A 25,439-nucleotide genomic window follows, 5' to 3' on the forward strand; every position below is an offset into this window, starting at 1 on the left:
CTGAATTTTATTTTGGCTGAATTATGACATTACTTGTCGCACTGTAGCTAGTTTTATGCAAACAATCAGAACACTGAGTGCAACTTTAAGCTCGTTCGTAGGGGGAAAGCTTGGTGCTATACGAATATTGCAGTCCTTTGGATCTTTTCCATATGGAAACGGTGCGCCTGCGCCAGTTAGCACCACACCAGCCTCTGAAGACATTGCGATCACTGTCTTCGCTAAGTTTGGCTGTGTATCCAAAGATACGAAATAACCACCCTCAGGCTTTGTCCATGTTGCGTATTGACTGTCTAGTTCATTGTTTAATTCAGTCAACACTAAGTCAAACTTAGGCGCTAATATCGCACGATGCTTAGCCATATGGGCATACGTCGCGTCCATATTAGGCAGTAGCTTTACGGTACGAAGTTGGTTCACTTTATCTGCACCAATGGTAGTAACACCCAACAATTTCTCAAAATTCTTAAGGTTGTCCTCAGTACTACTCAAAAAACTAATACCAGAACCGGCATGAGTGACTTTAGACGTCGATGCAAACTGCCAAACACTATCTTCCGTACCGTGTGCTTTACAACGCTCAAAAATATTCGCTAGTTGTTTAAAATCTTCAATCAAGTCGTGAACAGCATATGCGTTATCCCACATGACTCTGAAACTACTGTTGGCAATTTTTCCCAGTGCTGCGATACGATCAACCACGTCATCTGAGTAAGTTGCGCCACTAGGATTAGAGTACTTAGGCACACACCAGATACCAATAATGTCGCTATCAGCTTTGATTAATGCTTCAACTTGATCCATATCAGGACCATTCTCATCCATATCAACATTGATCATTTCAATGCCTAAGTTTTCAGTAATGGAAAAGTGACGATCATAGCCAGGGACAGGACATAACATTTTAGGCGCTTTTAACTCACCCCATGCAGTGTCTTTACCACGACAGCCGTAGAGATAGTTATTTAACATGACCATATACATAATGTTTAGACTACTGTTACCTACCGACATCGTCTGCGCGACTTCAGTTCCTAATAAATCAGCACCCAGCTGTCTTGCACTGATAATTCCACGCAAGCCACCGTAGTTACGAGTATCAACACCCGCTGAATCAATAAACTCACCGTCTAAAATACCATCTAGAGAGTCAGATAGATCTAATTGCTCTGAGGAAGGCTTACCACGAGTTAGGTCGAGACTGAGGTTTTGAGATTTTAAACTCTCATATTCTGCGGTGAGCGTTTGCTCTAGCTGCTTAAGTGCTTCTGGGGTTGCATTATTTAGTGACATGAGTTGGTAAAGTACTCTTAATTAAGTTAAACAAAAAGCCAATGCATCCAAGATAATCCCTATAGTTAAACATCACAATAAGAATTTAGAATAGATAACAGCTCTGCTATTATGAGGACATACAAAATGTCTATAATCGCACTCCTACTCGGGTAGAAAACTTCTAAATGCCAGGCTTAAATCCACAACAACAAGCAGCTGTTGAACACATCGGCACTCCTTTACTCGTTTTAGCGGGCGCAGGGACTGGAAAAACACGCGTAATCACTGAAAAAATCGCATGGTTAATCCGTAATGCAGGGGTAAAAGGTAAGCAAATCGCTGCCATTACCTTTACTAACAAAGCCTCACGCGAGATGAAGGAACGTGCAACTCAGCTATTGAGCAAAGATGAAGCGCGTGGCCTAACCGTTGCGACATTTCATAACTTAGGCTTACAAGTTATTCGTAAGGAATACAAAGCCCTCGGTTATAAGTCCGGATTTAGTATTTTAGACGCACAAGACACCGATACCATTATCAAAGAACTGATGATGCGTGGCGGCGAAGAAATGGCTGAGCCAGAAGAAGATTTCCGATGGGTTATCTCACGCTGGAAAAATGACTTCGTCTCCCCTATGCAAGCCTTTGAACAAGCGATGACACCGAACGACTTGTTAGCGGCAAAAGTATACCAACGCTACCAACGACAATTAAAAGCGTATAACGCCTTAGATTTTGATGATCTGATAGTATTGCCTGTGCAATTGTTTGATAGCAACCCTGAAATATTAAGTCAGTGGCAAAACAAGCTTCAATACCTGTTGGTCGATGAGTACCAAGACACCAACAACTGTCAGTACCGACTCGTTCGCCAACTAGCCGGTGTCCGTGCCGAATTAACCGTGGTTGGTGACGATGACCAATCTATCTACGCATGGCGTGGGGCCAAGCCTGAGAACATCAACCAGCTGCGTAGTGATTACCCGAACTTAAAACTCGTCAAGCTAGAGCAAAACTATCGCTCAACATCCAGCATTCTAGACAGTGCTAACTACATGATCTCCAACAACCCTCACTTGTTTGACAAAAAGCTGTGGAGTGCGCTAGGTCATGGAGAAAAGATACGCATAATCCCCTGCCGTACCGCTGAGCACGAGATAGAGCGAGTTGTTGGCGAGATCATGAAATACAACTTTCGTGATAAAGCAGAACATAAAGACTTCGCGATTCTCTATCGAAGCAACCACCAAAGTCGTTTGTTTGAGCGCTACCTAAGACAAAATAATATTCCGTATAAGATCAGTGGCGGTACATCATTTTTCTCCCGTGCGGAAGTTAAAGACACCCTCTCCTATATTCGTCTGATCAGCAACACGGCGGATGATGCAGCCTTCCTACGCGTAGTGAATACCCCTAAGCGTGAGATCGGTGCAACCACCATGGAAAAGCTAGGCGACTATGCAAATAATCGTGGTATTAGTTTGTTTGCAGCCTCTACAGAAATGGGTTTAGCTACGCAACTAACAGAGCGCGGTCGTCAGCGCCTAGCGACGTTTAGCCAATGGATAAATGAAGTCGCATTTGCCGCACGAGAGATGGAACCACACAAAGTAGTCGAGCGAGTCATCAGTGATATCGATTATTTAGATTGGATGCACACCACCAGTAGCTCACCGAAAATGGCCGAGCGACGCATGGAAAACGTGCAAGAAGTTATCGACTGGATTAAGCGCTTGCATAACGAAGGCGAAGGTAAGCACCAAGACTTGGCCGATATCGTGGCACACATGAGCTTGATGGATATCTTAGAGCGCAACCAAGAAGACGACGATGAAGATGCAGTCAGTCTTATGACCCTACACACATCAAAAGGACTAGAGTTTCCTTACGTGTTTCTGGTGGGCGCGGAAGAAGAAATACTGCCTCACGCTAACTCGATGGAAGATGGCGGTTTAGAAGAAGAGCGTCGCCTTGCCTACGTAGGTATTACCCGTGCTCAAAGACACCTGACCATTACCTTTGCAAAAACACGTAACAAGTTTGGTGAAAAGATTACCTGTGACCCTAGCCGCTTCTTAGATGAGCTACCAGAAGAACACATCGAATGGGAAGACCGCACCACGGTATCACCTGAGAAACAAAAGGAAACGGCAAAAAGTTTCATTAACAACTTACAAGACATGCTTGACGACTAACAATGATTAAAAATGATAGACAACTCATGCTTCAAACAGCTGAGCTACTCATCGAGTATTTATCAGAAAATGATAACGCTGACGTAGCTATTAGTGAGTACTTAAGCGCTGACGACTTACAGCAATGTTTGAATCTCACGTTAGATGATGAAAGCGTCTCGCACGACCGCATCATCGACGATATTAAACAATACCTTCGCTACTGCACGCGTACTAGTCACCCTCACTTCATGAAGCAACTCTTCTCTGGCAGTACCAGCGCAGCGATTGCAGGTGACTGGGTAACGACGGTCACTAATACTGCCGCTCACACCTACCAAGTAGCTCCCGTGGCGACACTCATGGAAGAAACACTGATTACTAAGCTTAATGAGTTAGTAGGCTTTGAGAGTGGCGACGGCATCATGGTCACCGGCGGCAGCAATGCAAACCTTGTGGGCATCTATTGTGGCTTACATAAACGCTGGCCTGACATAAAACAAGAAGGCTTTCGCGGCCAGCAGCCAGTCATATATGTGTCAGACCAATGTCATTACTCCTATGAAAAAGCCGTATTTACTCTCGGTATAGGTACAAACAACCTACGCAAAGTAAACACTGACGAACAAAACCGCATAGACCCAGAAGCGCTTCGATTGGCGATCATTGAAGACCTGAAACTCGGCAAGCACCCTTACTGTATTGGTGCTACCTCCGGTACTACGGTAGCGGGTTCATTTGACCCGTTAGAAGCACTAGCAGATCTGGCTGATGAGTTTGGCCTTTGGCTACACGTTGATGCAGCCTGGGGAGGCCCAGTGCTGTTTAGTGAAACACACAAGCATCTTATGAGAGGGGTTGAGCGTGCCGACTCTGTCACATGGGACGCACACAAATTTATGTCACTCCCCTTAATTTGCTCAGCTATTTTAGTGCGTGAGCATGGCATATTAGAGTCAGCATGTAGTGGTGGTGGCCAGGCCTACTTATTTCATGAAGATGAAAACTCAGACCATAACTACGGCAAAAAATCACTCCAGTGTGGCCGTCACGTAGACTCACTCAAACTATGGCTAGACTGGCGTTATAAAGGTACACACGGTTACCGCGATCAACTCGATAAATCGATGCAACTTGCTCAGTACTTTGTTCAACAAGTTAACGCACACGAGCAATTAGAAATGATACTCGAGCCAGACTATCTAAACCTATTTTTCCGTTTTGTACCCGACGCAACAATCGATGCAACTAACCGCGACCAGCTCAACCTAGACATACTCACCAAGATGAAAGAAAACGGCAGCTTCTATATCGACTATGCGACCGTTAAAGATCAACTTGGCATTCGTTTAGTGTTGGTCAACAACCGTATTGAAACGTCACATTTAGACAGTTTGCTTGATGAAATCGTGGATATCGGTAATCAAACCTAAGAAGACATCACTGAACAAAATCATTAGCATAAGTACAATCTAAACACTTAAAAATTACGTACTGTTTGTATTAACCCATTATTGTTAGGAAGTACTGCCATGCCTCGTCAAAAAGTCACGTTCACCAACAACCTTGGAATCGAACTAGCAGGGTCATTAGAAACACCTAAGGATGACACTCCTATTCGCAGCTATGCACTATTTGCTCACTGCTTTACTTGCGGTAAAGATATTGCAGCAGCTTCTCGCGTTGCACGCGCACTGACTAAGCACGGAATTGCAGTATTGCGCTTCGACTTTACGGGTTTAGGAAATAGCGACGGTGACTTTGCAAATACACACTTTTCATCCAATATTGACGACCTCGTTTCAGCTTATGAAATGCTTGAACGTAACTACCGCGCACCACAGCTAATTATTGGACATAGCTTAGGTGGCACAGCGGTACTTGGCTCTGCACACAAAATGCCTCAGATAAAAGCAGTCGTTACCATTGGCTCACCTGCCACTGCTGACCATGTAGAGCACTTATTTACGTGCCCTACTGACGAAATGGAAAAGGATGCTGACGTAGAGATCAACCTAGGCATTAGAAAGTTTAATGTGCGCAGACAGATGCTGGACGAGCTACGCAAGCATGATGATGTGAGTTACATCAGCAAGTTAAACTTACCGATTATGGTATTTCATTCGCCGATTGATACAGTTGTGTCGGTCAATGAAGCAAGTAAGATATTCCAAGCAGCGAAGCACCCGAAAAGCTTTGTCTCTTTAGATGACGCTGACCATCTACTAAGCTCAGCTAAAGATGCAGAATATGTCGCACAGACGCTTGCTAGCTGGGCAGATCGTTACTTAGACGAAGTACCTAGCGCAGATGTCGTCGCTGATAATGCGGTGGCGCGTGTAAAGGCGCTAAAGCACGGTGATGTGCTAATTACCGAAAAAGATAAGAAGTTTTTACGTGGCTTGTACTCGGATGATCATCAGATATTGTCGGATGAACCAAAAAGCATGGGTGGCAGAAACTTAGGCCCTACCCCTTATGATTTACTGCTAATGGCACTTGGCTCTTGCACATCTATGACGATTCGTATGTATGCTAATCATAAGAAAATCCCTCTAGAAGATGTGAATGTGACGTTGAATCATGAGCGTATTCATACAGATGATTGCGCTGACTGCGAAGGCGAAAGCGGCAAGATTGAGCGTATTACGCGTGATGTTGAATTGAAGGGTGATTTGACGGATGCACAGCGTAAGCGACTGATTGAAATTGCAGATCGTTGTCCAGTGCATCGTACGCTTGAGGGTGACTTGGTAATTAGGACTCGCGAGGGATAAGTTTGTTGTTAGTTAAAACTTGATTCCGTATAGTTCTGTTAGAAATTCAATCATTTCATTGGATTTCTAACAGAGCAGAATTGCTTAAGTCAAACCTAGGGAATCCGAGCGAACATAAAGTTATGCTGCTAATTAAGCCTTATACTTAGATGAAAAATTTAGTAAAAATAATTTCAGTTGATGTTAAGAGCACTTATGCTCGCCAACTAGAGAAAATCCTCAAAGAGTGGGTTCCCGACTACTTTATTGAAGATTTCCATGGCCCTACTTTTCTATGCCATCCAGCGTCTGATTCTTTTGAAATATTAGTGATATTAGAAAATGAAATCTGTGTGGGTGGAGCGCTCATATCAGAGTCCGTTGTCTTTAATGAATTCCTCTCACCAGAGCATTCAGATGTTTCAAAGAAGCTACAAAATACAGGTTATAAAAACTTTTGTTATTTTTCTGTGCAGGAAGATAACCGTGGTAAAGGCTATGGAAAACTAGTGATTCAGCATCTTGTGAAAAGTAACGCTAAATACTGGCTCACCTGTTCGCCGCACTTATCCAACTTCTATATTAAAAATGGTTTTGATATAGCGCTTAAGGCGTGTAAATCAAGTAACTCGATTTTGACTTTTAAATAAGCCATTACAAACCAGCCAATTTAGATTACATTCATTTAACAGTAAGCCTGTATTCATTTCCCATAAAGGTTCAGCTTCCTATATTGAAGCCATATCACACTATATGTTGATGACACATCACGGACCGATACTTGAAAAACAATCCCACAAAAAACACGGCGCTCTGGCTGTCACTTTTAGTAATAGCAACATCCTTAGTCGCTTGCCAAAATAACTCAGCGCTGGGCGTAGTTTCAAACTATCACTGGAATAAGCACGGTCTTGTCACCAACAATAACAAGCTCAACTACCACTCTAGATCAATCAACAAAATTACCATTCACCACACTGCCACCCAAAACAAAATCGGTGAGAGTGACCTTGAACGACTCAGAAGCGCTAGGCGTTACCATATGCAAGACAGAGGTTGGGGAGATATCGCTTACCATTATCTGATCGCATCAGACGGTACGATTTACCAAGGCAGAAGCGCAGATTTCGTTGGTGGCAGTTCTACAGACTACGGCACAGATAACAATTTATTGATTGCTATGATTGGTAACTTTGAAGTTGAAAATCCCAGTTATCAAGCGCTTGAGTCATTAAAAAATCTAGTCGCCAATCGGGCGCTTCACTACCGTATTAATCCAGCCAATATAAGTACTCATCGACATCACGCGTCAACGTTATGCCCAGGAGTAAGGTTACAGCACTGGTTTGATCGTGTCGGTGAAAATGAAATACTTCACAAGCTACAAGAAAAAACATCATTGTTTTAGTCTTAAATCTGCTAGAAAATCCTCAGCATTGCACAGCAATAGACTAATTATTCATTTGTAGGAATTCATCAGGTGAAGTAGCTAAAAACTGCCTAATGTAAACGATTGTTATAGCGGTCACGCTGCTAACTCAGGAACCTTGACTCTGTTAAAGTGGTCCGAGACTCAAGATCCACACATCACTCATTATATTCATCAATAAAAAGGCTAACGATGAGACATATCACCTCAGCCCTTCTCCTAAGCGGTTCACTACTCAGCGGCTCTGCGCTTGCGGAGTGTCAAAATACGGGCAACTTCCAGCAATGGTTGAATAGCTTTAAGCATCAAGCCACCGCATCTGGCATCCCTGCTAACCTAGTCAATAATGCCCTTCACAATATTCAATACGACCCTAGTGTGATTGAGCTAGACCGCTCTCAAAATACGGTGTCTCAAACCTTCCTCCAATACGCGGCCAATAAAGCGAATAGTTACCGCTTAACTAACGGTCAAAGAAAGATGCGCGAAGACCGTCCACTGTTTCAACGCATTGAAAGACAGTTTGGGGTTCCTGCTCCAGTCTTAACCGCATACTGGGCGCTAGAGTCTGACTTTGGAAATGTCACCGGTAATGTACAAACACTTCGTGCACTCGCCACTTTAGCCTATGACTGCCGCCGTGGCAGCTTTTTTCATAATGAGTTAATGCATGCCTTACGACTAATTCAAAGGGGCGATATAAAGGTTCCTGAGATGATGGGTGCTTGGGCCGGGGAATTGGGCCAGTTACAATTTATTCCTTCAAGTTATAACAAACACGCAGTGGATTATGATGGTGATGGTCGTCGTGATTTGATTCATTCACGTGCAGATGCGTTAGCCTCAGCTGCAAGCCTGCTACGACAATATGGTTGGCAATCACGTCAACCTTGGTTAGTAGAGGTCAAAGTCCCAGTACAAATGAATTGGGCATTAGCACGTCTTGGTAAAAAGCTACCTGTCGCACAGTGGGCAAAACAAGGGGTTACTGACGTCTCTGGTCGACCACTAAGAACGTCTGGCAATGCCGCTTTATTATTACCCATGGGACGTAATGGCCCTGCTTTTCTAGCCTACCCAAACTTTGACGTTATGTTGCGCTGGAATAAATCAACCGTTTACTCAACCAGTGCTGCCTACCTTGCCTCTCGCTATGCCGGTGCGGGACAAGTGCGTTATGGGAATGCACCGATACAAGTGTTAAGTGTCGCTCAAGTCAAACAATTGCAAAGTAAATTACGAGCCCGTGGTCTACGGGTGACTAAAATTGACGGCATCATTGGTGAAGAGACACGAAGAGCTGTGCGCTTGGTACAGCAGCAGATGAGATTACCTGCGGATGGTTACCCTGATTTAACGTTTTTTCAAAAGCTGTAATATAAAAAACACACTGTACAGCTATTTACAATACAATGTATATACATTATATTTGCTTTTCAAATTACTAAGGAAATAAAGAAATGTCTAAAATTACAATGAAAGAAGCAGAGAAAAAAGCCGTTAAGTTAGCGACTAAAGTAGTAAAAGAAGTCGGCGTAAAGAAAGCTGATGCGAAGAAAGCAGTAAAGAAAGCATCAAAAGCAGCCGTTAAGCTAGTGAAGAAAGGGTCGAAGAAAAAAGCAGCTAAAAAAGCAACTAAAGCAGTGCTTAAGCAAGTTAAAAAAACAGCAAAAAAGAAAGCTGCAAAAAAAGCAGCTAAGAAAGCAGTTAAGAAAAGTACTAAAAAATAATCTGCGCAATGCAAAGACGCCTCAACCCTTTTTTTCGTAGGGTCGAGGCGTAGTTCCTTTTGCTTTATACTTCTTCACTTTGAAGCTCAAACCTTAGGATAATGTTCATGGATAGCGATACTAGGACAGTAAGTGATAAGAAAAAGAAACGTAAAACAAATAAAGAAGCACAACTGGTTATTCGACTCGATACCGAACAGAGAAAACGCTTCATTGATGCCTGCCAAGACATAGATAGCTCAGCATCACGTGAGTTAAGAGGTTTTATTAAGAAGTTTCTTAAGCACTACGAAAAAGGCGAGTTCGATGATTAAAATCTCACAAATATAATAAAATAATACTTAGTGTTTGTTTTATAACTACTTAGTCGTATACCTGTCTTATAGTAAACGTGAATTGTCACACCATATTCATATTCCACACCTTTACAACCTATACACTACCTTTTGAAATTTGAATATGTTCAGAGGTATCCCCCTATTCCTGAACTATACTCACATTTACTCACAAAAATTATCCTTTGAACTCACTACAATTGCATAAACTGTCATAGTGAGTTTTTAGGAAAGATGTAATAAAAATGAGAAAGGAATCAACATGAATGAACCTGTGACAAAGAGGCTTGAAGACCTCAAATCCGAATTTCTCACCTCCAGAGAATTAAGCTGGTTGTCTTTCAATGCACGCGTGCTACAGGAAGCTGACGACCCATCGGTTCCAGTCATCCAACGCCTTCGTTATCTAGGTATATTTTCTAATAACCTTGATGAATTTTTTCGAGTTCGAGTCGCGGAAGTACGTCGCTTGATCTCTTTAAGTAAGTCAAAAGATAAAGAGAAATACACTTCTTTATTAAAAGAAATCCAACGAGAAGTCGCAAGGTTTCAGAGTAAATTTGATATAACCTACAAAGCGGTTCTGAAGGAGCTCGGCCGACGTCATATCTATCTTATTAATGAGATGCAGCTTTCTGATACGCAAGCACAGTTTGTAAAAGATTACTTTCGTAAAACGGTACTACCAGAGCTAGAGCCCATTTTCCTAACAGAGAACATTGAACTTACTGGGTTGACTGACGAATTGATCTACCTTGCGGTAGAGATTAGTTCTAAAAACAAGCACCATCATGCTTTAGTTAAGGTTCCTACTGATCGGCTTCCTCGATTTGTACAGATTCCAAACCTAAAAAAGCGTGGCGGTAAAGTATTTATCGTTCTAGAAAATATCATTCGTTTTTGTATGCCTGAGGTATTCAGAGGTGTCATCACGATAGACGACACAAAGTCCTATACTATTAAGTTCTCACGAGATGCAGAGCTGCTAGAAATAGATGCGGGTCTAGGTGAAAGCTTTATAGAAAAAATGGCGACTAGCTTGAAGGCTAGAAGTACTGCTGAAGCCGTGCGATTTGTTTACGACAGTGAAATGCCAGACACACTATTAGACCTTTTAAAGAAACGCTTCAAGCTCGGTCGTTACGACAGCTTGTTGGCAGGTGGTCGCTACCACAACTCTAAAGACTTATTGAGCTTCCCAAATGTTGGGCCAAAATACCTAGAGTTCACTCCTTTACCGACGTTACAAGTCTCTGCTATCGAAAATCAAAAAGGCAGTATTTTCTCTATAATACGTAAAAAAGATGTACTGCTTTATTACCCTTATCATTCGTTTGATGTAGTAACAGACTTGCTTAAAACGGCAGCACTAGATCCTAAAGTGACGTGCATCAAAATATGTCTTTATCGCGCTGCAAAAAACTCACGCGTCTGTGATGCGTTAAGTAACGCAGTCCAAAACGGCAAGCGTGTGCTAGCAGTGGTTGAATTACAGGCGCGCTTTGACGAAGAGGCAAATATCAGCTGGGCTCAACAACTTGCTGATGCTGGTGTTGAAGTGAAGTTTGGTGTGCCAGGCTTAAAAGTTCACAGTAAGTTATTACTTATCGAGCGGACTGAAAATGGCCAACGACGTTATTATAGTCATGTGGGTACGGGAAACTTTAATGAAAAAACAGCGCGCTTGTATACTGATTTTTCTCTGTTAACATATCAGCAAGAGATAGGGAAAGACCTGTACAACGTATTTGATTTCCTTCGTTATAACTACAAAAGACCAAACTATAAGCACTTACTAGTATCACCCCATACTAGTCGACCAAAAATCACTGCTTTAATTGAGCAAGAAATTACAAATGCCCGAGCGGGCAAGTTTGCGGCAATCATAATAAAGTGCAATAGTCTTGTAGATCACGACATTAATATGCTGTTGTACGAAGCAAGCAAAGCGGGTGTAAAAATTAAGGTGATTGTTCGCGGGATGACTTCTCTCAAACCTAACTTACCCGGCCTTTCTGAGAATATCGAAGCCATTAGCATTGTTGACCGTTTCCTTGAGCACCCAAGAGTCTTTGTGTTTCATAACGGGGGTAAGCCAAGCTACTTTATTGGTTCTGCTGACTTGATGACACGGAACCTGGATTATCGAGTGGAAGCGTTATGCCCGATCCTAGACCCTGATCACCAGAAAACGCTTCAGGACATTCTTGATCTTCAGTGGAATGATAATACTAAGGCGCGAGTGATCGATGCTGAGCAGTCAAATAAGTTTGCTCCTCGACGTAGTCGCTCACGTATTCGCTCTCAAGAAGCGATACACAAGTATTTGGATACAGGTGTACTACCCAGTATGCCTAAATCAGAGATGACTCATCCCCCGAAAACGAAGCCTAAACGTTCTTCTAAAAAATAGAGCATTACTGCTTAGTAAAGAAAAGCGCAGAGTATGTTTTTACTCTGCGCTCATTAGCAATTGCTTATGCTTCAAGCGCCATAGCAGCCATCTTCATCGTACTTTCAAGTGACTCTGCACCCGCAATAAACAAACCGTTATGACAGAACATCGCATCATCAAGACCCGTTACTTCTTTAAGCGCGTCATCAGAAAGTCCAGCCCATGCGCTAGGCAGTGGTTTTCTATCTTCAAAAGAGCCTGGCTCTACTGGGACAGTTTGAACTCGCCACTGACCCGTAGATGACGGGTATACAACGTATAATGCGACTTCAGATAGCTTATGTACCGTTCTTTTCCACGGTGTGTATTGCTCTAAAACAATCACTCTTGGATCAGCCGCCTCTTCAATCGCTTTAGCCACAATTGCTTTAGCACTGATACCACCATTAGCGGATGCAATAAATCGTGTTAACACACGCGATGCGAAGCTAACTGCTTCATCAAAACACTCATCAAAATGACTGTCTTCTTGCCACGTTGGATTGAACATTGAAATAGTTTGACTAAGGCTAATGCCTTGAGCAACACCCACAACATGGCCACAGTCGATCGCATCAATTTCTGATACTAAACTGCCTTCAACAGAGTCAGCGACTTCTTGGTTACCATCACACAACTCCAAGCCATATTTTTTCCAAATCAGTCCAAATGAAGAGTATGGAATACCATTTTCACGCTCACCCGCACCGCCACGTTGGTGATGGTCAAAACGGCCTGCTTCTGGATCATATTCCCCACCTACATCAATCACGATATCGGCTTTACTGATCAGTTCTGGCTTACGGGTACGTACCAGCTCAAAGGCTGGCAATATGCTTTTAAGTGCTGCAACGCTAAACACGTCGTCTGCATGAAAGTTACCGTTGTGAGTGACTACTGTTTTCATATTCATTGAATGTCTTATAGCTTTATTAGGGGGGGGGTATAACGTAATATTACTCATAAAAGCAGCATATTCGCTATACACAAATATTTGAAATGACTTAGAAGAAACAGGTTTAAGCGATGAAGTACGCGGCAATCTGCATGATTAACAATGCGATAAATCCTGCAATAATGTCATCTAACATAATGCCCAAGCCGCCTTCCACTTTTTGGTCAGCCCACTTAATCGGCCACGGCTTCCAGATATCTAAGATACGGAACAGTACAAAACCAATGATGATCCACATCCACCCTGCAGGCGCGGCAATCATGGTGATGAAGTAACCTGCAAACTCATCCCAAACAATGCCTCCGTGATCATGCACACCTAACATTTCAGAAGAGCGGCCACATAACCAAATACCGACTGCACAAACCACTGCGACCATTAGGCAATAGCTCACTATATCTAGTGACTGAAATAACAAATACAGCGGCACTGCGGCAAGCGTACCAAAAGTACCCGGAGCGAATGGCGCTAAGCCGCTACCAAATCCAAATGCTAAAAAGTGGATAGGTGAACTGAGGACCGCCTTATTCAGCTCTTTTTGTGGAATTACTTTATTCATTAGAAGTGTTGAAACCCGCTAGCTGTTAATGGATGACCATGCTGGTCTTTAATAATGCCTGTTTGTGCGTTTAATTGCCCGATACGATGACAAGGCAAGCCATGGGCTGTCATTTCTGCCTGTAGTTTCTCACAGAGCGCCTGAGGTACGCTGAATAGCAATTCATAGTCATCGCCACCACTCAATGCATAAGCTAATGCTTTCTCATGACCAAACAGCAACTTTGACTGATCTGATAATGGGATCTCGTCTGTATTAAGTTCTGCGCCTAACTGCGATGCTTTTAAAATATGGGATAGATCTTGGAGTAAGCCATCAGACACATCAATACATGCATTAGCATAATTGCGAATGACGCGACTTTCAACGAGGCGCGCAGTGGGACGGTTTAGCTGTGACAGGCAATATTCACGTGCCTCGGATTGTGCTTTGTCTGTTTTGACCGGGCTTTGAACGAGCAAGTCATCGCTATTAAAATGTACCGCTAAACCCGCGGCACCATCGCCTAGTGTTGACGTAGTGAATAAAACATCCCCTGCTTTAGCTGTACTACGCTTAAGCGCTTTTCCTGACGCTACTTCACCCATGATCTGAATACTTAGCGTTTGTGGACCTCGAGTGGTATCGCCACCGATAAGATCGACACCATACTCAGCCGCTGCAGCTTTCAAGCCTTTTGAAAAGGATTGCAGCCATGCTTCATCGTATTCAGGGAGTGTCAGCGCTAAGGTAAACCATTTTGATTCTGCGCCCATCGCAGCAATGTCACTAATATTTACGGCCAGTGCTTTGTAAGCAACGTCTTCAATATTGGAATCAACAGGATAATGTACGCCTGAAACTAGTGTATCAACCGATACCACAAGACTGTGGTTTAGGCTTAAGTTAGTGAGAGCAGCGTCATCACCAATACCTAACGCGACACTAGAGGACTGCGCAGGCCAATCAAAATAACGGGCAATTAAATCAAACTCACCCGCCATTATATCGTCTCTTAGCTGTGTACTGAGCAATTAACTGAGTTACTCACTGCTTCAATAACTGAGCAGTTAAGCGCTCAATCAAGAATTGCCGGCTTCCAAAGTACGAATCTGCTTTGACAACTTATCCAGCATGCCATTCACAAACTTATGAGCTTGCTCTGCACCAAATTTCTTAGTCAAATTAACGTACTCGTTAATGATGACACGGAAAGGTACTTCAATATGGTTAGTTAACTCAGTTGTAGAAAGACGCAAAGCAGCTAACTCAATCTGATCTAACTGGTCAATACCACGGTCCAATAATGGAGTGAATGTTGCGTCGATCTCTTCATGGTTTTCAATCACGTAACGAACAAGGCCTTGGAAGTAGGCAGCGTCACACTTACGGAAATCCTTAGAAAGATCACGGTCATCTTGAAGGGCTAGATAGATATCCTGATAACTATTCTTGGTCATCTGCCATTGATATACAGCAATCAATGCAAGCTTACGAGCAAGTTGTTTTTGGGTAATCTGTAGTTTTTCGTTACTTAAATCAGTCATTGGATTTCTTAATCAGGGGAACCATTGCTAAGTATTATAAACACTTAGCGCCATTTTTTCTTTAGGAGCTAGTCTTCAGTACTAATTGCCGCTTTATCGCCTAATAACAAGCGCTCTAAGTAACGTGCAATCTGATCAACCTCAAGGTTAACCTTTGTGCCTGCTTGATAGTTACCAATAATTGTTTCTTGAATTGTATGTGGCACGATATTGATTTCAAAATCACAGCCATTAACACGGTTAACCGTTAGGCTTGTACCATCAATAGTGATCGAACCTTTTGCAGCAACATACTTTGCCAGTGCCGCTGGTGTACGCACCTTGAACCATTCCGAACGACCATCATCACGGCGCTCAATAACTTCACCCAAACCATCAACATGACCACTGACTAAGTGACCACCTAAATGAGTTTCTAAGGTTAGTGCTTTTTCAAGATTAACCGGAGACCCAAGGGCTAAATCACCCAAAGATGTAAGAGACAACGTCTCTTTTGACACATCAGCAGTGAAGCTTGTTTCGGTTAGTTTTACAGCGGTCAGACACACACCATTTACAGCGATGCTATCACCTAGCACAACATTAGATAATTCAAGCTTACCCGTTGCTATAGTTAGCTCAACATCTCCACCCTTTGGGGTAAGTGTTTCGACGGTGCCTTTTGATTGAATAATTCCAGTAAACATGGTCTAAACCTGCGTCTGTTCAAGGGCGGCTATGATACGCCAATCATCACCAATTGCACGAATATCCTGAATTTTCAGGTTAATTCTCTGTTGCATGGTGGTCAAATTTGGGAGATTAAAAGCACCCATCGCGTCACTACCTAACAAATGTGGCGCCATATACAATAATAACTCGTCGGCCAAACCTGCTTCTAGCAAGTTCCCGCAAAGCTTTGAGCCTGCTTCGGTGTGTACTTCGTTTATCTCACGGTTAGCTAGGTCTTTTAATACTTCAACTAACGATATAGTGCCGTTAGCATCCTTTTCAACAACAACGACCTCAGCACCCGCTTGAACTAAAGCTGAAATCTTATCGGCTGTTACGCTAGCAGCTTTGTCTATAGTGGTCTTGTTCGTTGCTTCATCGATCATAACTGCACTTCCACTCACCGCAGTGTAAATAAGTGTCTTACCCGATAACGATAATATCTTAGCAGATGGTGGGCAGCGCAGTTGAGTATCTAAGATAACACGCGTTGGCTGCCTGACTTCACCTTCGATATCTAACTCAATGGCGGTAAGGCGAACGGTTAATGAAGGGTCATCAGCTAGTACAGTACCGATACCCGTCAAAATCGCATCACATTTAGCACGATAAAACTGTACATCTTTACGGGCACTTTCGCCTGTAATCCACTTACTTTCACCTGAGGCAAGTGCTGTACGTCCATCTAAACTAGTCGCCATTTTAACTCTAACAAAGGGCAAACCCTGCTCCATCCGTTTTATAAACCCAGGATTTAACGCACGAGACTCCGCTTCTAAAACACCACTAGTGACTTTAATACCTGCATCTTTCAGACGCTTAATGCCACGACCCGCAACGCGAGGATTAGGGTCTTGCATAGCAATAACAACTTCTGATACGCCTGCTTTCACTAATGCATCTGAACATGGTGGTGTTCTACCAGTGTGTGAGCAAGGCTCTAAAGTAACGTAAGCAGTAGCACCAACAGGTGATTCGGATAAATTTTGTAGGGCGTCAATTTCGGCATGTGGTTGCCCTGCTCGACGGTGATAACCTTCGGCAATGACATTACCATTTTTAACAATGGCACAACCCACTCGGGGGTTTGGGTGCGTTGTGTACTGACCACGCTTCGCAAGTTGAATGGCTCGGACCATGTACTGCAAGTGTCGAATGTCAGTCATATTAACTCTTTTGGGTAGCTGCTTTACTTTCCATCAAGTTAATCGTTTTGACAAACTCGTCTATATCACTAAAGCTGCGATAAACCGATGCAAAACGGATAAAGGCTACGCCATCTAACTCACGCAACTCATCCATCACTCGCTCGCCTATCCACTGCGACTCTACTTCACGTAAGCCACTGCTTAATATTTTCTTCTTAATCTGTTGAATCGCCCGATCAATACTATCCATACTGACCGGACGTTTTTCTAACGCTAGCATCATCCCTGCGCGTATTTTGTCCACGTTAAACGCTTCCCCTACGCCATCGCTTTTTGAAACACGTGGCATATTAAGGTCGGCATACTCATAGGTTGTGAAACGCTCATCGCAGCTACCGCATTTACGGCGTCTACGAACCTGATCTCCATCAGGGCCTAAGCGTGAGTCAACAACTCGAGTATCTGTGGCACTACAAAAGGGACAATGCATTCGCTTAACTTACTCTGCGTAAACTGGAAGACGCTTACAAACTGCACTTACTTTAGCTTTAACAGCGTCAGTAACAGTTTGGTCATCAATATTTTCTAAGATATCGCAAATCCAGTTAGTCAGATCAATACACTCTTGCTCTTTAAAGCCACGTGTAGTGATTGCAGGCGTACCAATACGAATTCCGCTAGTCACGAATGGAGACTGTGGGTCATTGGGTACAGAGTTCTTGTTTACTGTAATGTGAGCATTGCCTAGTGCAGCGTCAGCAACCTTACCCGTCAGTCCCTTATCAATCAGATCAAGTAGGAACAAGTGGTTATCAGTACCACCAGAAACGATGTTAAAACCACGTTCGATGAATGTATTAGCCATTGCTTGAGCGTTCTTAACCACTTGCTTTTGGTAAGTGGTAAACTCAGGCTCCATCGCTTCTTTGAATGAAACCGCTTTAGCAGCGATAACGTGCATCAAAGGACCACCCTGTGTACCAGGGAATACCGCAGAGTTAAGCTTCTTCTCAATCTCTGGGTTAGCTTTAGCTAGGATGATTCCACCACGTGGACCACGTAACGTCTTGTGAGTTGTTGACGTCGTAACATCAGCAATCTGTACAGGGGATGGGTAAACACCTGCTGCAACTAGACCAGCAACGTGAGCCATATCAACAAACAAAATTGCGCCAATTTTGTCCGAAATGTCACGGAAACGCTGCCAATCCATAATACGAGAATACGCAGAGAAACCAGCAATGATCATCTTAGGCTTATGCTCAAGCGCTAGTGCTTCAACTTGATCATAATCTACTTCGCCAGTCTCATTATTTAGACCATACTGAACTGCGTTGTAAACCTTACCAGAGAAGCTTACGTGTGAACCGTGAGTCAAGTGACCACCGTCAGACAAGCTCATTCCTAAGACTGTGTCACCTGGATTAAGTAGTGCCATGTAAACAGAAAGGTTTGCAGACGAACCTGAATGAGGCTGTACGTTTGCGTAGTCAGCGCCAAACAAATCTTTCGCACGTTGAACAGCTAAGCTTTCAGCAACATCAACAAACTCACAACCACCGTAGTAGCGCTTTGAAGGATAGCCTTCTGCGTATTTATTAGTAAGTACAGAGCCTTGCGCTTCCATTACACGAGGGCTTGTGTAGTTTTCTGACGCGATTAGTTCGATGTGGTCTTCTTGGCGCTGTGCTTCATCAGCAAGCGACTCAAATAACTCGGCATCATAGTCGGCAATATTCATATCAATGTTAAACACGTTTACTATTCCTTTTAGCTAAAGCTACGGCAATTCTAAAAACTGGTATGGGGTCATTTCTGCAATACGATTACAGAGCTGTATAGTGTATCGGAAACCCGAATTTCATAGCTAGCAAAATCTCCCCATTCCGGTCGATTACATCATACCATTGAACTCTTTTGCATCATCTCGCAGAGTTTTACGGTTGATATCGTAAACGAGACCTAGCAGTAAGTTCTTTTGCTTTCGGTATTCAGCATCCCTTGGAGGATAATATTGATACAGACCACGAGCTAGTTTGTAATCCCATTTAAAGTTTTTCATATACGGGAATCGATCAGGCTGTTTTTGGTAAATACGATCAAACGGTGTATCAGGCAACGGCTTAAAACGCGATAGACGAATTCGGTCTAAGTACTTTTCATGTTTTTTAATAAACTCAACGGTGAGACGCAAGTCCTCAGCCGTTTCACCGGGAAAACTCTGCATCATTGATGTTCTGACACTGATCCCTGCATCATAAGCATTCTTTAAAAATTCACCCGCCTCCTCTACTTTTGTGCCTTTTTTCATTGTATCTAATAACACTTGGCTTCCTGACTCCAAACCAAAAGAAATCCGTGTCAGACCCGCTTTCTTAGCAGCAAATAAACTCTCCCGATCAAGCCCATTATCACCTAGGTGATTCACATGTACGGTACCTATCCATCTAGCCCCGGGTACTGTTTTCTGCATATTATTTATTAAGCCATACCAAACATCTAAGTCCGAATTTAATTTTATATCGAGAAAAATAAAGTCACTACTACTGTGGATATTAGACTGAACACGCAGCTCATCGAGTACTGCATCTAAGCCTCGTGAACGGAATGTGCGACCATTTGCTGACACAACATCACCACAGAAAGTGCAGGCTCCCCAACTACATCCTCGACCGGACATAATTGGAACAATCTTGTGTGGATACTTCTGCCAAGGAAAATCTGTAAAATCAGGCGCTGGTAAACGATTTAACTGCTGTAATGGGAGTAATGGTTGTACTTCGGTGTTTTGCCTAATGGTAAACACACCTTCATGATCAGATAGATCTTTACCCGCAAGCATATCCTTGACAATATCAACCAGCTCAAACTCTACCTCACCACCAACGATAGCATTGATACCCTCTAAGCCAAGCCATTGCTTTGTAACACGATCAAGATTAAAGAATGGCCCACCTAGAAGAACAGGTACTCCCTGTTTTTTAGCTTTTTCCCCAATAATCTTACACATCTCAAAATGATCTAAATAAGCCGATATTAGAATTGCTGAAGGCTTTTTCTCTATTGCCTTGTCTAATTCGGAAAGCATTTTAGGGTGCGGTTTAGTATTTCGCTTTGCAAGTTGCTCCCTTAGAAAGTCTCGGGATAAGCGCATAACAGGGTTGCCTGAAAAATACAGTCGCCGCATCAGCTGATCTTTCCACGTCTCAGGGTTATCTCGTGTAAAGGCAGGAACACCAAGGGCTAACGGACTCAATAACTCAACGTTATAGTGGGCCTGTCGCAAACTTTTTATTAGATAACCGACGGCTAGCGTTGGGTATGCTGCAAAGTTATTAAGATCTACGAATAGAATATTACTGGTTTGAGTTTTATTTTCCATGCCCTATTTATAGGACATAATTTAGATAAAAGTAGCATCGACATAACAAATAATTGATCAATATCATTTATCGATGTCACTAGTAAAACGCTAATTATTTAAGTGATAAGTTTATTGATTGAATCACTGACAAAGGCTGCTTGGCTTGAGTAATTGGACGGCCAACTACAATGTAGTTAACACCAACAGCTTTGGCTGCTTCAGGCGTCATAATACGCTGCTGATCTCCCTGATCAGAACCAGTAGGACGAATACCGGGTGTTATGAGCAAGAATTCATCTTTATGTTCTGCACGAAGCATCTCTGCTTCTTGAGCGGAGCAAACGACACCCGATAATCCGTGGTTAGCCGTTAAAGCCGCAAGACGCTTTACTTGATGCTCAGGCTCCCCAGACACACCTGTAGCTTCAAGTTGTATTTGATTCATAGACGTGAGTACTGTGACGGCAATAAGCAAAGGTGGCTTATCATAAGTACTTAACGCATTAGCTGCAGCATCTAACATCACTGGGCCGCCACTTGCATGAACATTAATCATCCAAACACCTAGGTCGGCAGCACTTTGGCACGCACCTGCAACAGTATTAGGAATATCATGAAACTTAAGATCCAAAAATACTTTATAACCTGCTGCAACTAATGTTTTTACGAATTCTGGGCCTGATGCAACGTAGAGTTGTAGACCTACTTTTAAAATACAATCGTTTGGAGAAAGTGGCTCAATAAACTCAAGCGCTTGTTTAGCCGTTGGGAAATCCAACGCAATAATTAACATACTAGACATAAGTTATTCCTAAAACTAAACGTGGGCAACTTCGTCCCAGTGGTTACACGCTGGACAGCGCCATAAAAAATCGTGCATTTTATATCCACAGTGAAGGCACTGAAAACCTGGCTGGCTAGATAGGTATTTACCCATAGCACTATCAATGAGTTTCAGCGGTTCATTATCACTGTCTTGTGCTTGATACACAGTCACTGCTTTACTAATTGTACGCACGTTTAATTGGCGAGTAGTCAATACCTCAGGTAGACGCTCTGCAACAACCTCATTTGGGCCATGCTCGATCGCTAAGCGTAAAGCGAACTCAAGTACTTTCACATCAGAGGATGTTTCGAATAACTGAAACAGCTGGCCTTGTAAATCGCCAATAATATTAGCTTCAGTATAGGCCTTTACCATTGAGGGATAGATCATAGCCAACAATTGAGGCGCTATTTTAGCCACCTCTAAATACAAGCTACTTGCAGCAAAGTGCTCATGTTGCATTAATTGAACATCAGCTTGAAGAATCTTAATTCGATTGGAGTTTGGAGCAGATTCTGAGGCTTTACTTAAAAGCTCATTAACTTGTTGAATATGTCCTGTCTGGAGCGCTTGTTCGGCAAGCTCGCAGTAATAGTTAGCAATTAAATGACTAACATCTTCGCTAGCTGACAATTGAGTGACTTCAATTGCCTTTTCCCACTCTTGTGTCTGCTCGTAAATATTACGTAACGCTTTTCTAGCGTCAACATCACTAGGGTTTGTTTGCAACAATTCGGTAAAAACACTTTCAGCCCTATCCATCATACCTGCAGCAAGGAAGTCTTTACCTAGTGCAAGCATAGTTATGGTTTTTTGTTCGCGACTGAGCGATGCTCTACCAATTAGATTTTGATGAACACTTAAGGCTCGATCTACTTCACCACGATTACGAAATAGATTTCCCAACAAAAGATAAGTTTCTGCTGTGTACTCGTCGATTTCTGGACGATTAAGGAATACATCCAGTGCTTTATCGGGTTGCTCATCTAAAAGGAAATTTACACCTTTTACAAAATTATCAGAAAGCTGACGCTTTTCAGGCGATTGTTTTTTGAGACTTTTTCCTGATGCTCGCCAACCCGAGTAAAATGCTAGAGGCAACAGTAAAAATAGTAACTCAATCATGAGTAGCTCTTCTCAATAACAACAGCGCTAAAAGCAATATCTATTGTTCAGTAATCGGAAAGGTTTCTTTAGAGGCATCTACACGGTCACGCAGTGCTTTACCTGGCTTAAAGTGAGGAACGTACTTAGGCGACAAATCTACTGTCTCACCTGTTTTAGGGTTACGTCCACGACGTGCTGCGCGGTAGTGTAAAGAGAAGCTACCAAACCCTCTGATTTCGATACGACTTCCTGACGATAGAGTATCACTCATTTGTTCTAGTAATATTTTAACGGATAGCTCTACATCACGACCACTTAAGTGGCTCTGTTTTCTAGAAAGAATATCAATAATTTCGGATTTAGTCATTGCTCTGTGTTCCTCGTTCTTGTTCGATGGGAGTTTACTACGACTCCTAAAAAAATAATAGAGAGAAATCTATTAAGATCTTGAATTTAAATAAAAAAAGCCTGATACACATGTGCGCATCAGGCTTTTTATAGCAGACTAATTGGTCCGTAAACCAACTAGCTTAAGCTTTCTTTACAGAGAAAATCTGTAATTACTCACCCATCTGCTCTTTGAAGATATCACCAAGTGAAGTACCTGAAGAAGAGCGATTACTATACTCTTTCATTACTTCAGCTTCATCAGCAAAGTCTTTCGCTTTGATAGATAGGTTCATCATGCGTGTCTTACGATCAACGCCCATGAACTTAGCTTCAACTGCTTCGCCAACTTTCAAGATAGTGCTTGCATCTTCAACACGGTCACGAGAAAGCTCAGAAGCGCGTAGAGATCCTTCAATACCATCGCCAAGGTCAACTTTAGCCATCTTAGGAGTCACTTCAGTGATTGTTCCTTTAACGATTGTGCCCTTAGGGTTAGCAGCTAGGTAAGCAGAGAATGGGTCTTGATCCATTTGCTTGATACCTAGAGAAATACGTTCACGCTCTGGATCTACAGCAAGAACGATTGCTTCAACTTCGTCGCCCTTCTTGTAATCACGTACAGCTTCTTCACCTTGAACATTCCAAGAGATATCAGAAAGATGTACTAGACCGTCGATGCCGCCATCTAGACCGATAAAGATACCGAAGTCAGTGATTGACTTGATGTTACCTTTAACGATGTCGTTCTTGTTGAATGACTTAGCAAACTCATCCCATGGATTAGCTTTACACTGCTTCATACCAAGAGAGATACGACGACGTTCTGCGTCGATATCCAAGATCATTACTTCAACTTCATCGCCTAGTGTAACGACTTTAGATGGGTTAACGTTCTTGTTAGTCCAGTCCATTTCAGAAACGTGAACAAGACCTTCAACACCATCTTCGATCTCTACGAAACAACCGTAGTCAGTCAAGTTGCTCACCTTACCGAATAAACGAGTGTTTACAGGGTAACGACGAACAAGGTCCTGCCATGGATCTTCACCCAATTGCTTAAGACCTAGTGATACACGGCTCTTCTCTTTGTCGAACTTAAGGATCTTAACGTCAACTTCATCACCCATCTGGATGATTTCTGAAGGATGCTTAACACGCTTCCAAGCCATATCAGTGATATGTAGAAGACCGTCAATTCCGCCCAAGTCGATGAAAGCACCGTAGTCGGTCAGGTTCTTGACGATACCTTTAACTACCTTACCTTCAGCTAGTGTCTCAAGAAGTGCATCACGCTCAGCGCTGTACTCTTCTTCAACAACCGCACGACGAGAAACAACTACGTTGTTACGACGCTGGTCTAGCTTGATAAGTTTAAATTCTAGCTCTTTTCCTTCTAGGTAAGTCGTGTCGCGTACAGGACGCACATCAACCAATGACCCAGGTAGGAAAGCACGGATATCACCAAGCTCAACGGTGAAACCACCTTTAACTTTACCGCTGATGATACCAGTAATAATTTCGTCATTTTCGAGTGCTTCTTCCAACACTTCCCAAGCACGTAAACGGCGAGCTTTTTCACGAGACAATTTAGTCTCACCAAAGCCGTCTTCAACGCTTTCCAATGCAACTTCAACAACATCGCCTTTTACAACGGTAATTTCACCGGCTTCGTTTTTGAATTGCTCAGCAGGAATAACGCCTTCTGACTTTAGGCCTGCACTAACCGTTACAAAATCTGGAGTTACTTCAACAACTGTTGCGTTGACTAAAGAACCTGGCGTCATTTCAATAAACGTCAAACTCTCTTCAAATAACTCTGCAAAACTTTCGCTCATGGTATAAAACCTTAAATATATAAACGACAGCACCCTGCTAACGTCGGGTTAAGTTAATTTTCAAACTCATTATTAAGCTTGAAAATAGACTAAGTAAAGTTACTAAATAGCTGATATAAATATCGTTTTTGCTAACAGGGTGTTAGTAACTCTAATGTTCTTTTTCAGTGAGACTTATAGAAAGACAGAATCTTGGCAACAACCTCTTCGATAGACAAATCACTAGTATCTATCTCATGTGCGTCCTTTGCAGGGCGTAATGGAGAGTGCTTTCGATTCATGTCACGCGCATCGCGTTCTTGTATATCACTGATTAGGCTGGCGAGATTATCATTAAGCTCATGATCTTTCAACTGTTTTAAACGTCTTTGGGCGCGAACTTCTGCGCTCGCTGTGAGGTATATTTTTAAAGTCGCATTAGGAAAAACAACCGTCCCCATATCACGACCATCAGCAACAAGCCCTGGTAATTGGGCAAAGTCACGTTGACGCTGAAGTAACGCTTCTCTTACTGAGATAACTGCGGCAACTTTTGATGCTGCATCACCTGCTTTTTCACTACGTATAGATTGACTAACATCAACGCCATCAAGTAACGCCAAAACAATATTATTATCTTGTGCTTCAAAAGTGACAGGTAAGTTACGAGCGATCTCAGCAAGACCAACTTCATCATCAAAAGAACAAGCATTTTGAATCGCTGCAAAGGCGACTAGACGATAGAGGGCGCCACTATCTAGAATAGTCCAGCCCATTTCTTTGGCAATGCGTTGCGCAATAGTGCCTTTACCAGAACCAGCGGGACCATCGATTGTTATAACAGGGGTATTACTCATCACTACCAAGCTTCACTTAAATCTAATTAGGTAAATTATGCCTTGTTTG

24 protein-coding genes are annotated in these 25,439 nt (G+C 42.7%); 9 read left to right on the forward strand and 15 right to left on the reverse strand.

The window, feature by feature from the left end:
- Nucleotides 1-21: 21 nt before the first annotated feature.
- Complete coding sequence (locus tag DKT75_RS19965; RefSeq protein ID WP_109826287.1) at nucleotides 22-1,293, reverse strand: aspartate aminotransferase type Ic; 1,272 nt, start codon at nucleotides 1,291-1,293, stop codon at nucleotides 22-24.
- 167 nt (nucleotides 1,294-1,460) lie between these two features.
- Between DKT75_RS19965 and rep the strand changes: the two genes are divergently transcribed.
- The 9 genes from rep to ppk1 all read left to right on the forward strand — a co-directional run bounded on the left by rep (nucleotide 1,461) and on the right by ppk1 (nucleotide 12,112).
- Nucleotides 1,461-3,470, forward strand: coding sequence for a DNA helicase Rep (gene rep / locus DKT75_RS19970; RefSeq protein ID WP_109826289.1), 2,010 nt, complete (start codon nucleotides 1,461-1,463; stop codon nucleotides 3,468-3,470).
- A gap of 2 nt (nucleotides 3,471-3,472) precedes the next feature.
- Nucleotides 3,473-4,882 (forward strand): pyridoxal phosphate-dependent decarboxylase family protein, encoded by a 1,410-nt coding sequence (locus DKT75_RS19975; protein ID WP_109826291.1) that lies wholly within the window; start codon nucleotides 3,473-3,475, stop codon nucleotides 4,880-4,882.
- A 99-nt stretch (nucleotides 4,883-4,981) separates the two neighbouring features.
- Complete coding sequence (locus DKT75_RS19980; protein WP_109826293.1) at nucleotides 4,982-6,226, forward strand: bifunctional alpha/beta hydrolase/OsmC family protein; 1,245 nt, start codon at nucleotides 4,982-4,984, stop codon at nucleotides 6,224-6,226.
- Between the two features lie 149 nt (nucleotides 6,227-6,375).
- Nucleotides 6,376-6,855 carry a GNAT family N-acetyltransferase gene (locus tag DKT75_RS19985; RefSeq protein WP_109826295.1) on the forward strand — a complete coding sequence of 160 codons (480 nt, stop codon included), beginning with the start codon at nucleotides 6,376-6,378 and terminating at the stop codon, nucleotides 6,853-6,855.
- Nucleotides 6,856-6,986: 131 nt separating this feature from the next.
- Nucleotides 6,987-7,613 (forward strand): peptidoglycan recognition protein family protein, encoded by a 627-nt coding sequence (locus DKT75_RS19990; RefSeq protein ID WP_158278929.1) that lies wholly within the window; start codon nucleotides 6,987-6,989, stop codon nucleotides 7,611-7,613.
- 213 nt (nucleotides 7,614-7,826) lie between these two features.
- A complete protein-coding gene (locus DKT75_RS19995) occupies nucleotides 7,827-9,011 on the forward strand; it encodes a lytic murein transglycosylase (RefSeq protein ID WP_109826299.1) in 1,185 nt (394 codons plus the stop codon).
- A gap of 83 nt (nucleotides 9,012-9,094) precedes the next feature.
- Nucleotides 9,095-9,364 carry a hypothetical protein gene (locus tag DKT75_RS20000; RefSeq protein ID WP_109826301.1) on the forward strand — a complete coding sequence of 90 codons (270 nt, stop codon included), beginning with the start codon at nucleotides 9,095-9,097 and terminating at the stop codon, nucleotides 9,362-9,364.
- 107 nt (nucleotides 9,365-9,471) lie between these two features.
- Nucleotides 9,472-9,678, forward strand: coding sequence for a hypothetical protein (locus DKT75_RS20005; RefSeq protein WP_170310689.1), 207 nt, complete (start codon nucleotides 9,472-9,474; stop codon nucleotides 9,676-9,678).
- A gap of 283 nt (nucleotides 9,679-9,961) precedes the next feature.
- Nucleotides 9,962-12,112, forward strand: coding sequence for a polyphosphate kinase 1 (ppk1, locus tag DKT75_RS20010; protein WP_109826305.1), 2,151 nt, complete (start codon nucleotides 9,962-9,964; stop codon nucleotides 12,110-12,112).
- 64 nt (nucleotides 12,113-12,176) lie between these two features.
- Here ppk1 and DKT75_RS20015 read toward each other — a convergent pair whose 3' ends face one another.
- From DKT75_RS20015 to cmk, 14 genes are all read right to left on the reverse strand, one after another.
- Nucleotides 12,177-13,046 carry an MYG1 family protein gene (locus tag DKT75_RS20015; protein ID WP_109826307.1) on the reverse strand — a complete coding sequence of 290 codons (870 nt, stop codon included), beginning with the start codon at nucleotides 13,044-13,046 and terminating at the stop codon, nucleotides 12,177-12,179.
- 106 nt (nucleotides 13,047-13,152) lie between these two features.
- Entirely contained in the window at nucleotides 13,153-13,647 is a 495-nt protein-coding gene (locus DKT75_RS20020) for a phosphatidylglycerophosphatase A family protein (protein WP_109826309.1), read from the reverse strand.
- A complete protein-coding gene (thiL, locus tag DKT75_RS20025) occupies nucleotides 13,647-14,630 on the reverse strand; it encodes a thiamine-phosphate kinase (protein ID WP_109826311.1) in 984 nt (327 codons plus the stop codon). The genes DKT75_RS20020 and thiL overlap by 1 nt, the downstream gene beginning before the upstream one ends.
- A gap of 78 nt (nucleotides 14,631-14,708) precedes the next feature.
- Nucleotides 14,709-15,173, reverse strand: a complete 465-nt coding sequence (gene nusB / locus DKT75_RS20030; protein ID WP_109826313.1) for a transcription antitermination factor NusB — start codon at nucleotides 15,171-15,173, stop codon at nucleotides 14,709-14,711.
- Nucleotides 15,174-15,241: 68 nt separating this feature from the next.
- Nucleotides 15,242-15,859 (reverse strand): riboflavin synthase, encoded by a 618-nt coding sequence (locus DKT75_RS20035; RefSeq protein ID WP_109826315.1) that lies wholly within the window; start codon nucleotides 15,857-15,859, stop codon nucleotides 15,242-15,244.
- A 3-nt stretch (nucleotides 15,860-15,862) separates the two neighbouring features.
- Nucleotides 15,863-17,050, reverse strand: a complete 1,188-nt coding sequence (gene ribD, locus DKT75_RS20040) for a bifunctional diaminohydroxyphosphoribosylaminopyrimidine deaminase/5-amino-6-(5-phosphoribosylamino)uracil reductase RibD (RefSeq protein ID WP_245923276.1) — start codon at nucleotides 17,048-17,050, stop codon at nucleotides 15,863-15,865.
- A gap of 1 nt (nucleotide 17,051) precedes the next feature.
- Nucleotides 17,052-17,522, reverse strand: a complete 471-nt coding sequence (gene nrdR, locus DKT75_RS20045) for a transcriptional regulator NrdR (RefSeq protein WP_109826317.1) — start codon at nucleotides 17,520-17,522, stop codon at nucleotides 17,052-17,054.
- Between the two features lie 9 nt (nucleotides 17,523-17,531).
- Nucleotides 17,532-18,773 (reverse strand): serine hydroxymethyltransferase, encoded by a 1,242-nt coding sequence (glyA, locus tag DKT75_RS20050; RefSeq protein WP_425451410.1) that lies wholly within the window; start codon nucleotides 18,771-18,773, stop codon nucleotides 17,532-17,534.
- A gap of 153 nt (nucleotides 18,774-18,926) precedes the next feature.
- On the reverse strand, nucleotides 18,927-20,414 hold the full coding sequence (locus DKT75_RS20055; RefSeq protein WP_109826322.1) for a B12-binding domain-containing radical SAM protein: 1,488 nt from the start codon (nucleotides 20,412-20,414) through the stop codon (nucleotides 18,927-18,929).
- 94 nt (nucleotides 20,415-20,508) lie between these two features.
- A complete protein-coding gene (gene pyrF / locus DKT75_RS20060) occupies nucleotides 20,509-21,198 on the reverse strand; it encodes an orotidine-5'-phosphate decarboxylase (protein WP_109826324.1) in 690 nt (229 codons plus the stop codon).
- 15 nt (nucleotides 21,199-21,213) lie between these two features.
- Nucleotides 21,214-22,347: a tetratricopeptide repeat protein gene (locus DKT75_RS20065; RefSeq protein ID WP_109826326.1), complete on the reverse strand. Its 1,134-nt coding sequence runs from the start codon at nucleotides 22,345-22,347 to the stop codon at nucleotides 21,214-21,216.
- A gap of 40 nt (nucleotides 22,348-22,387) precedes the next feature.
- Nucleotides 22,388-22,696 carry an integration host factor subunit beta gene (locus DKT75_RS20070; protein ID WP_109826328.1) on the reverse strand — a complete coding sequence of 103 codons (309 nt, stop codon included), beginning with the start codon at nucleotides 22,694-22,696 and terminating at the stop codon, nucleotides 22,388-22,390.
- Nucleotides 22,697-22,889: 193 nt separating this feature from the next.
- Nucleotides 22,890-24,554 carry a 30S ribosomal protein S1 gene (gene rpsA / locus DKT75_RS20075; RefSeq protein ID WP_109826330.1) on the reverse strand — a complete coding sequence of 555 codons (1,665 nt, stop codon included), beginning with the start codon at nucleotides 24,552-24,554 and terminating at the stop codon, nucleotides 22,890-22,892.
- A gap of 164 nt (nucleotides 24,555-24,718) precedes the next feature.
- Nucleotides 24,719-25,390 carry a (d)CMP kinase gene (gene cmk, locus DKT75_RS20080; protein WP_109826332.1) on the reverse strand — a complete coding sequence of 224 codons (672 nt, stop codon included), beginning with the start codon at nucleotides 25,388-25,390 and terminating at the stop codon, nucleotides 24,719-24,721.
- Nucleotides 25,391-25,439: the final 49 nt, after the last annotated feature.

It is taken from the genome of Leucothrix arctica (assembly GCF_003172895.1).
Lineage (GTDB): Bacteria > Pseudomonadota > Gammaproteobacteria > Thiotrichales > Thiotrichaceae > Leucothrix > Leucothrix arctica.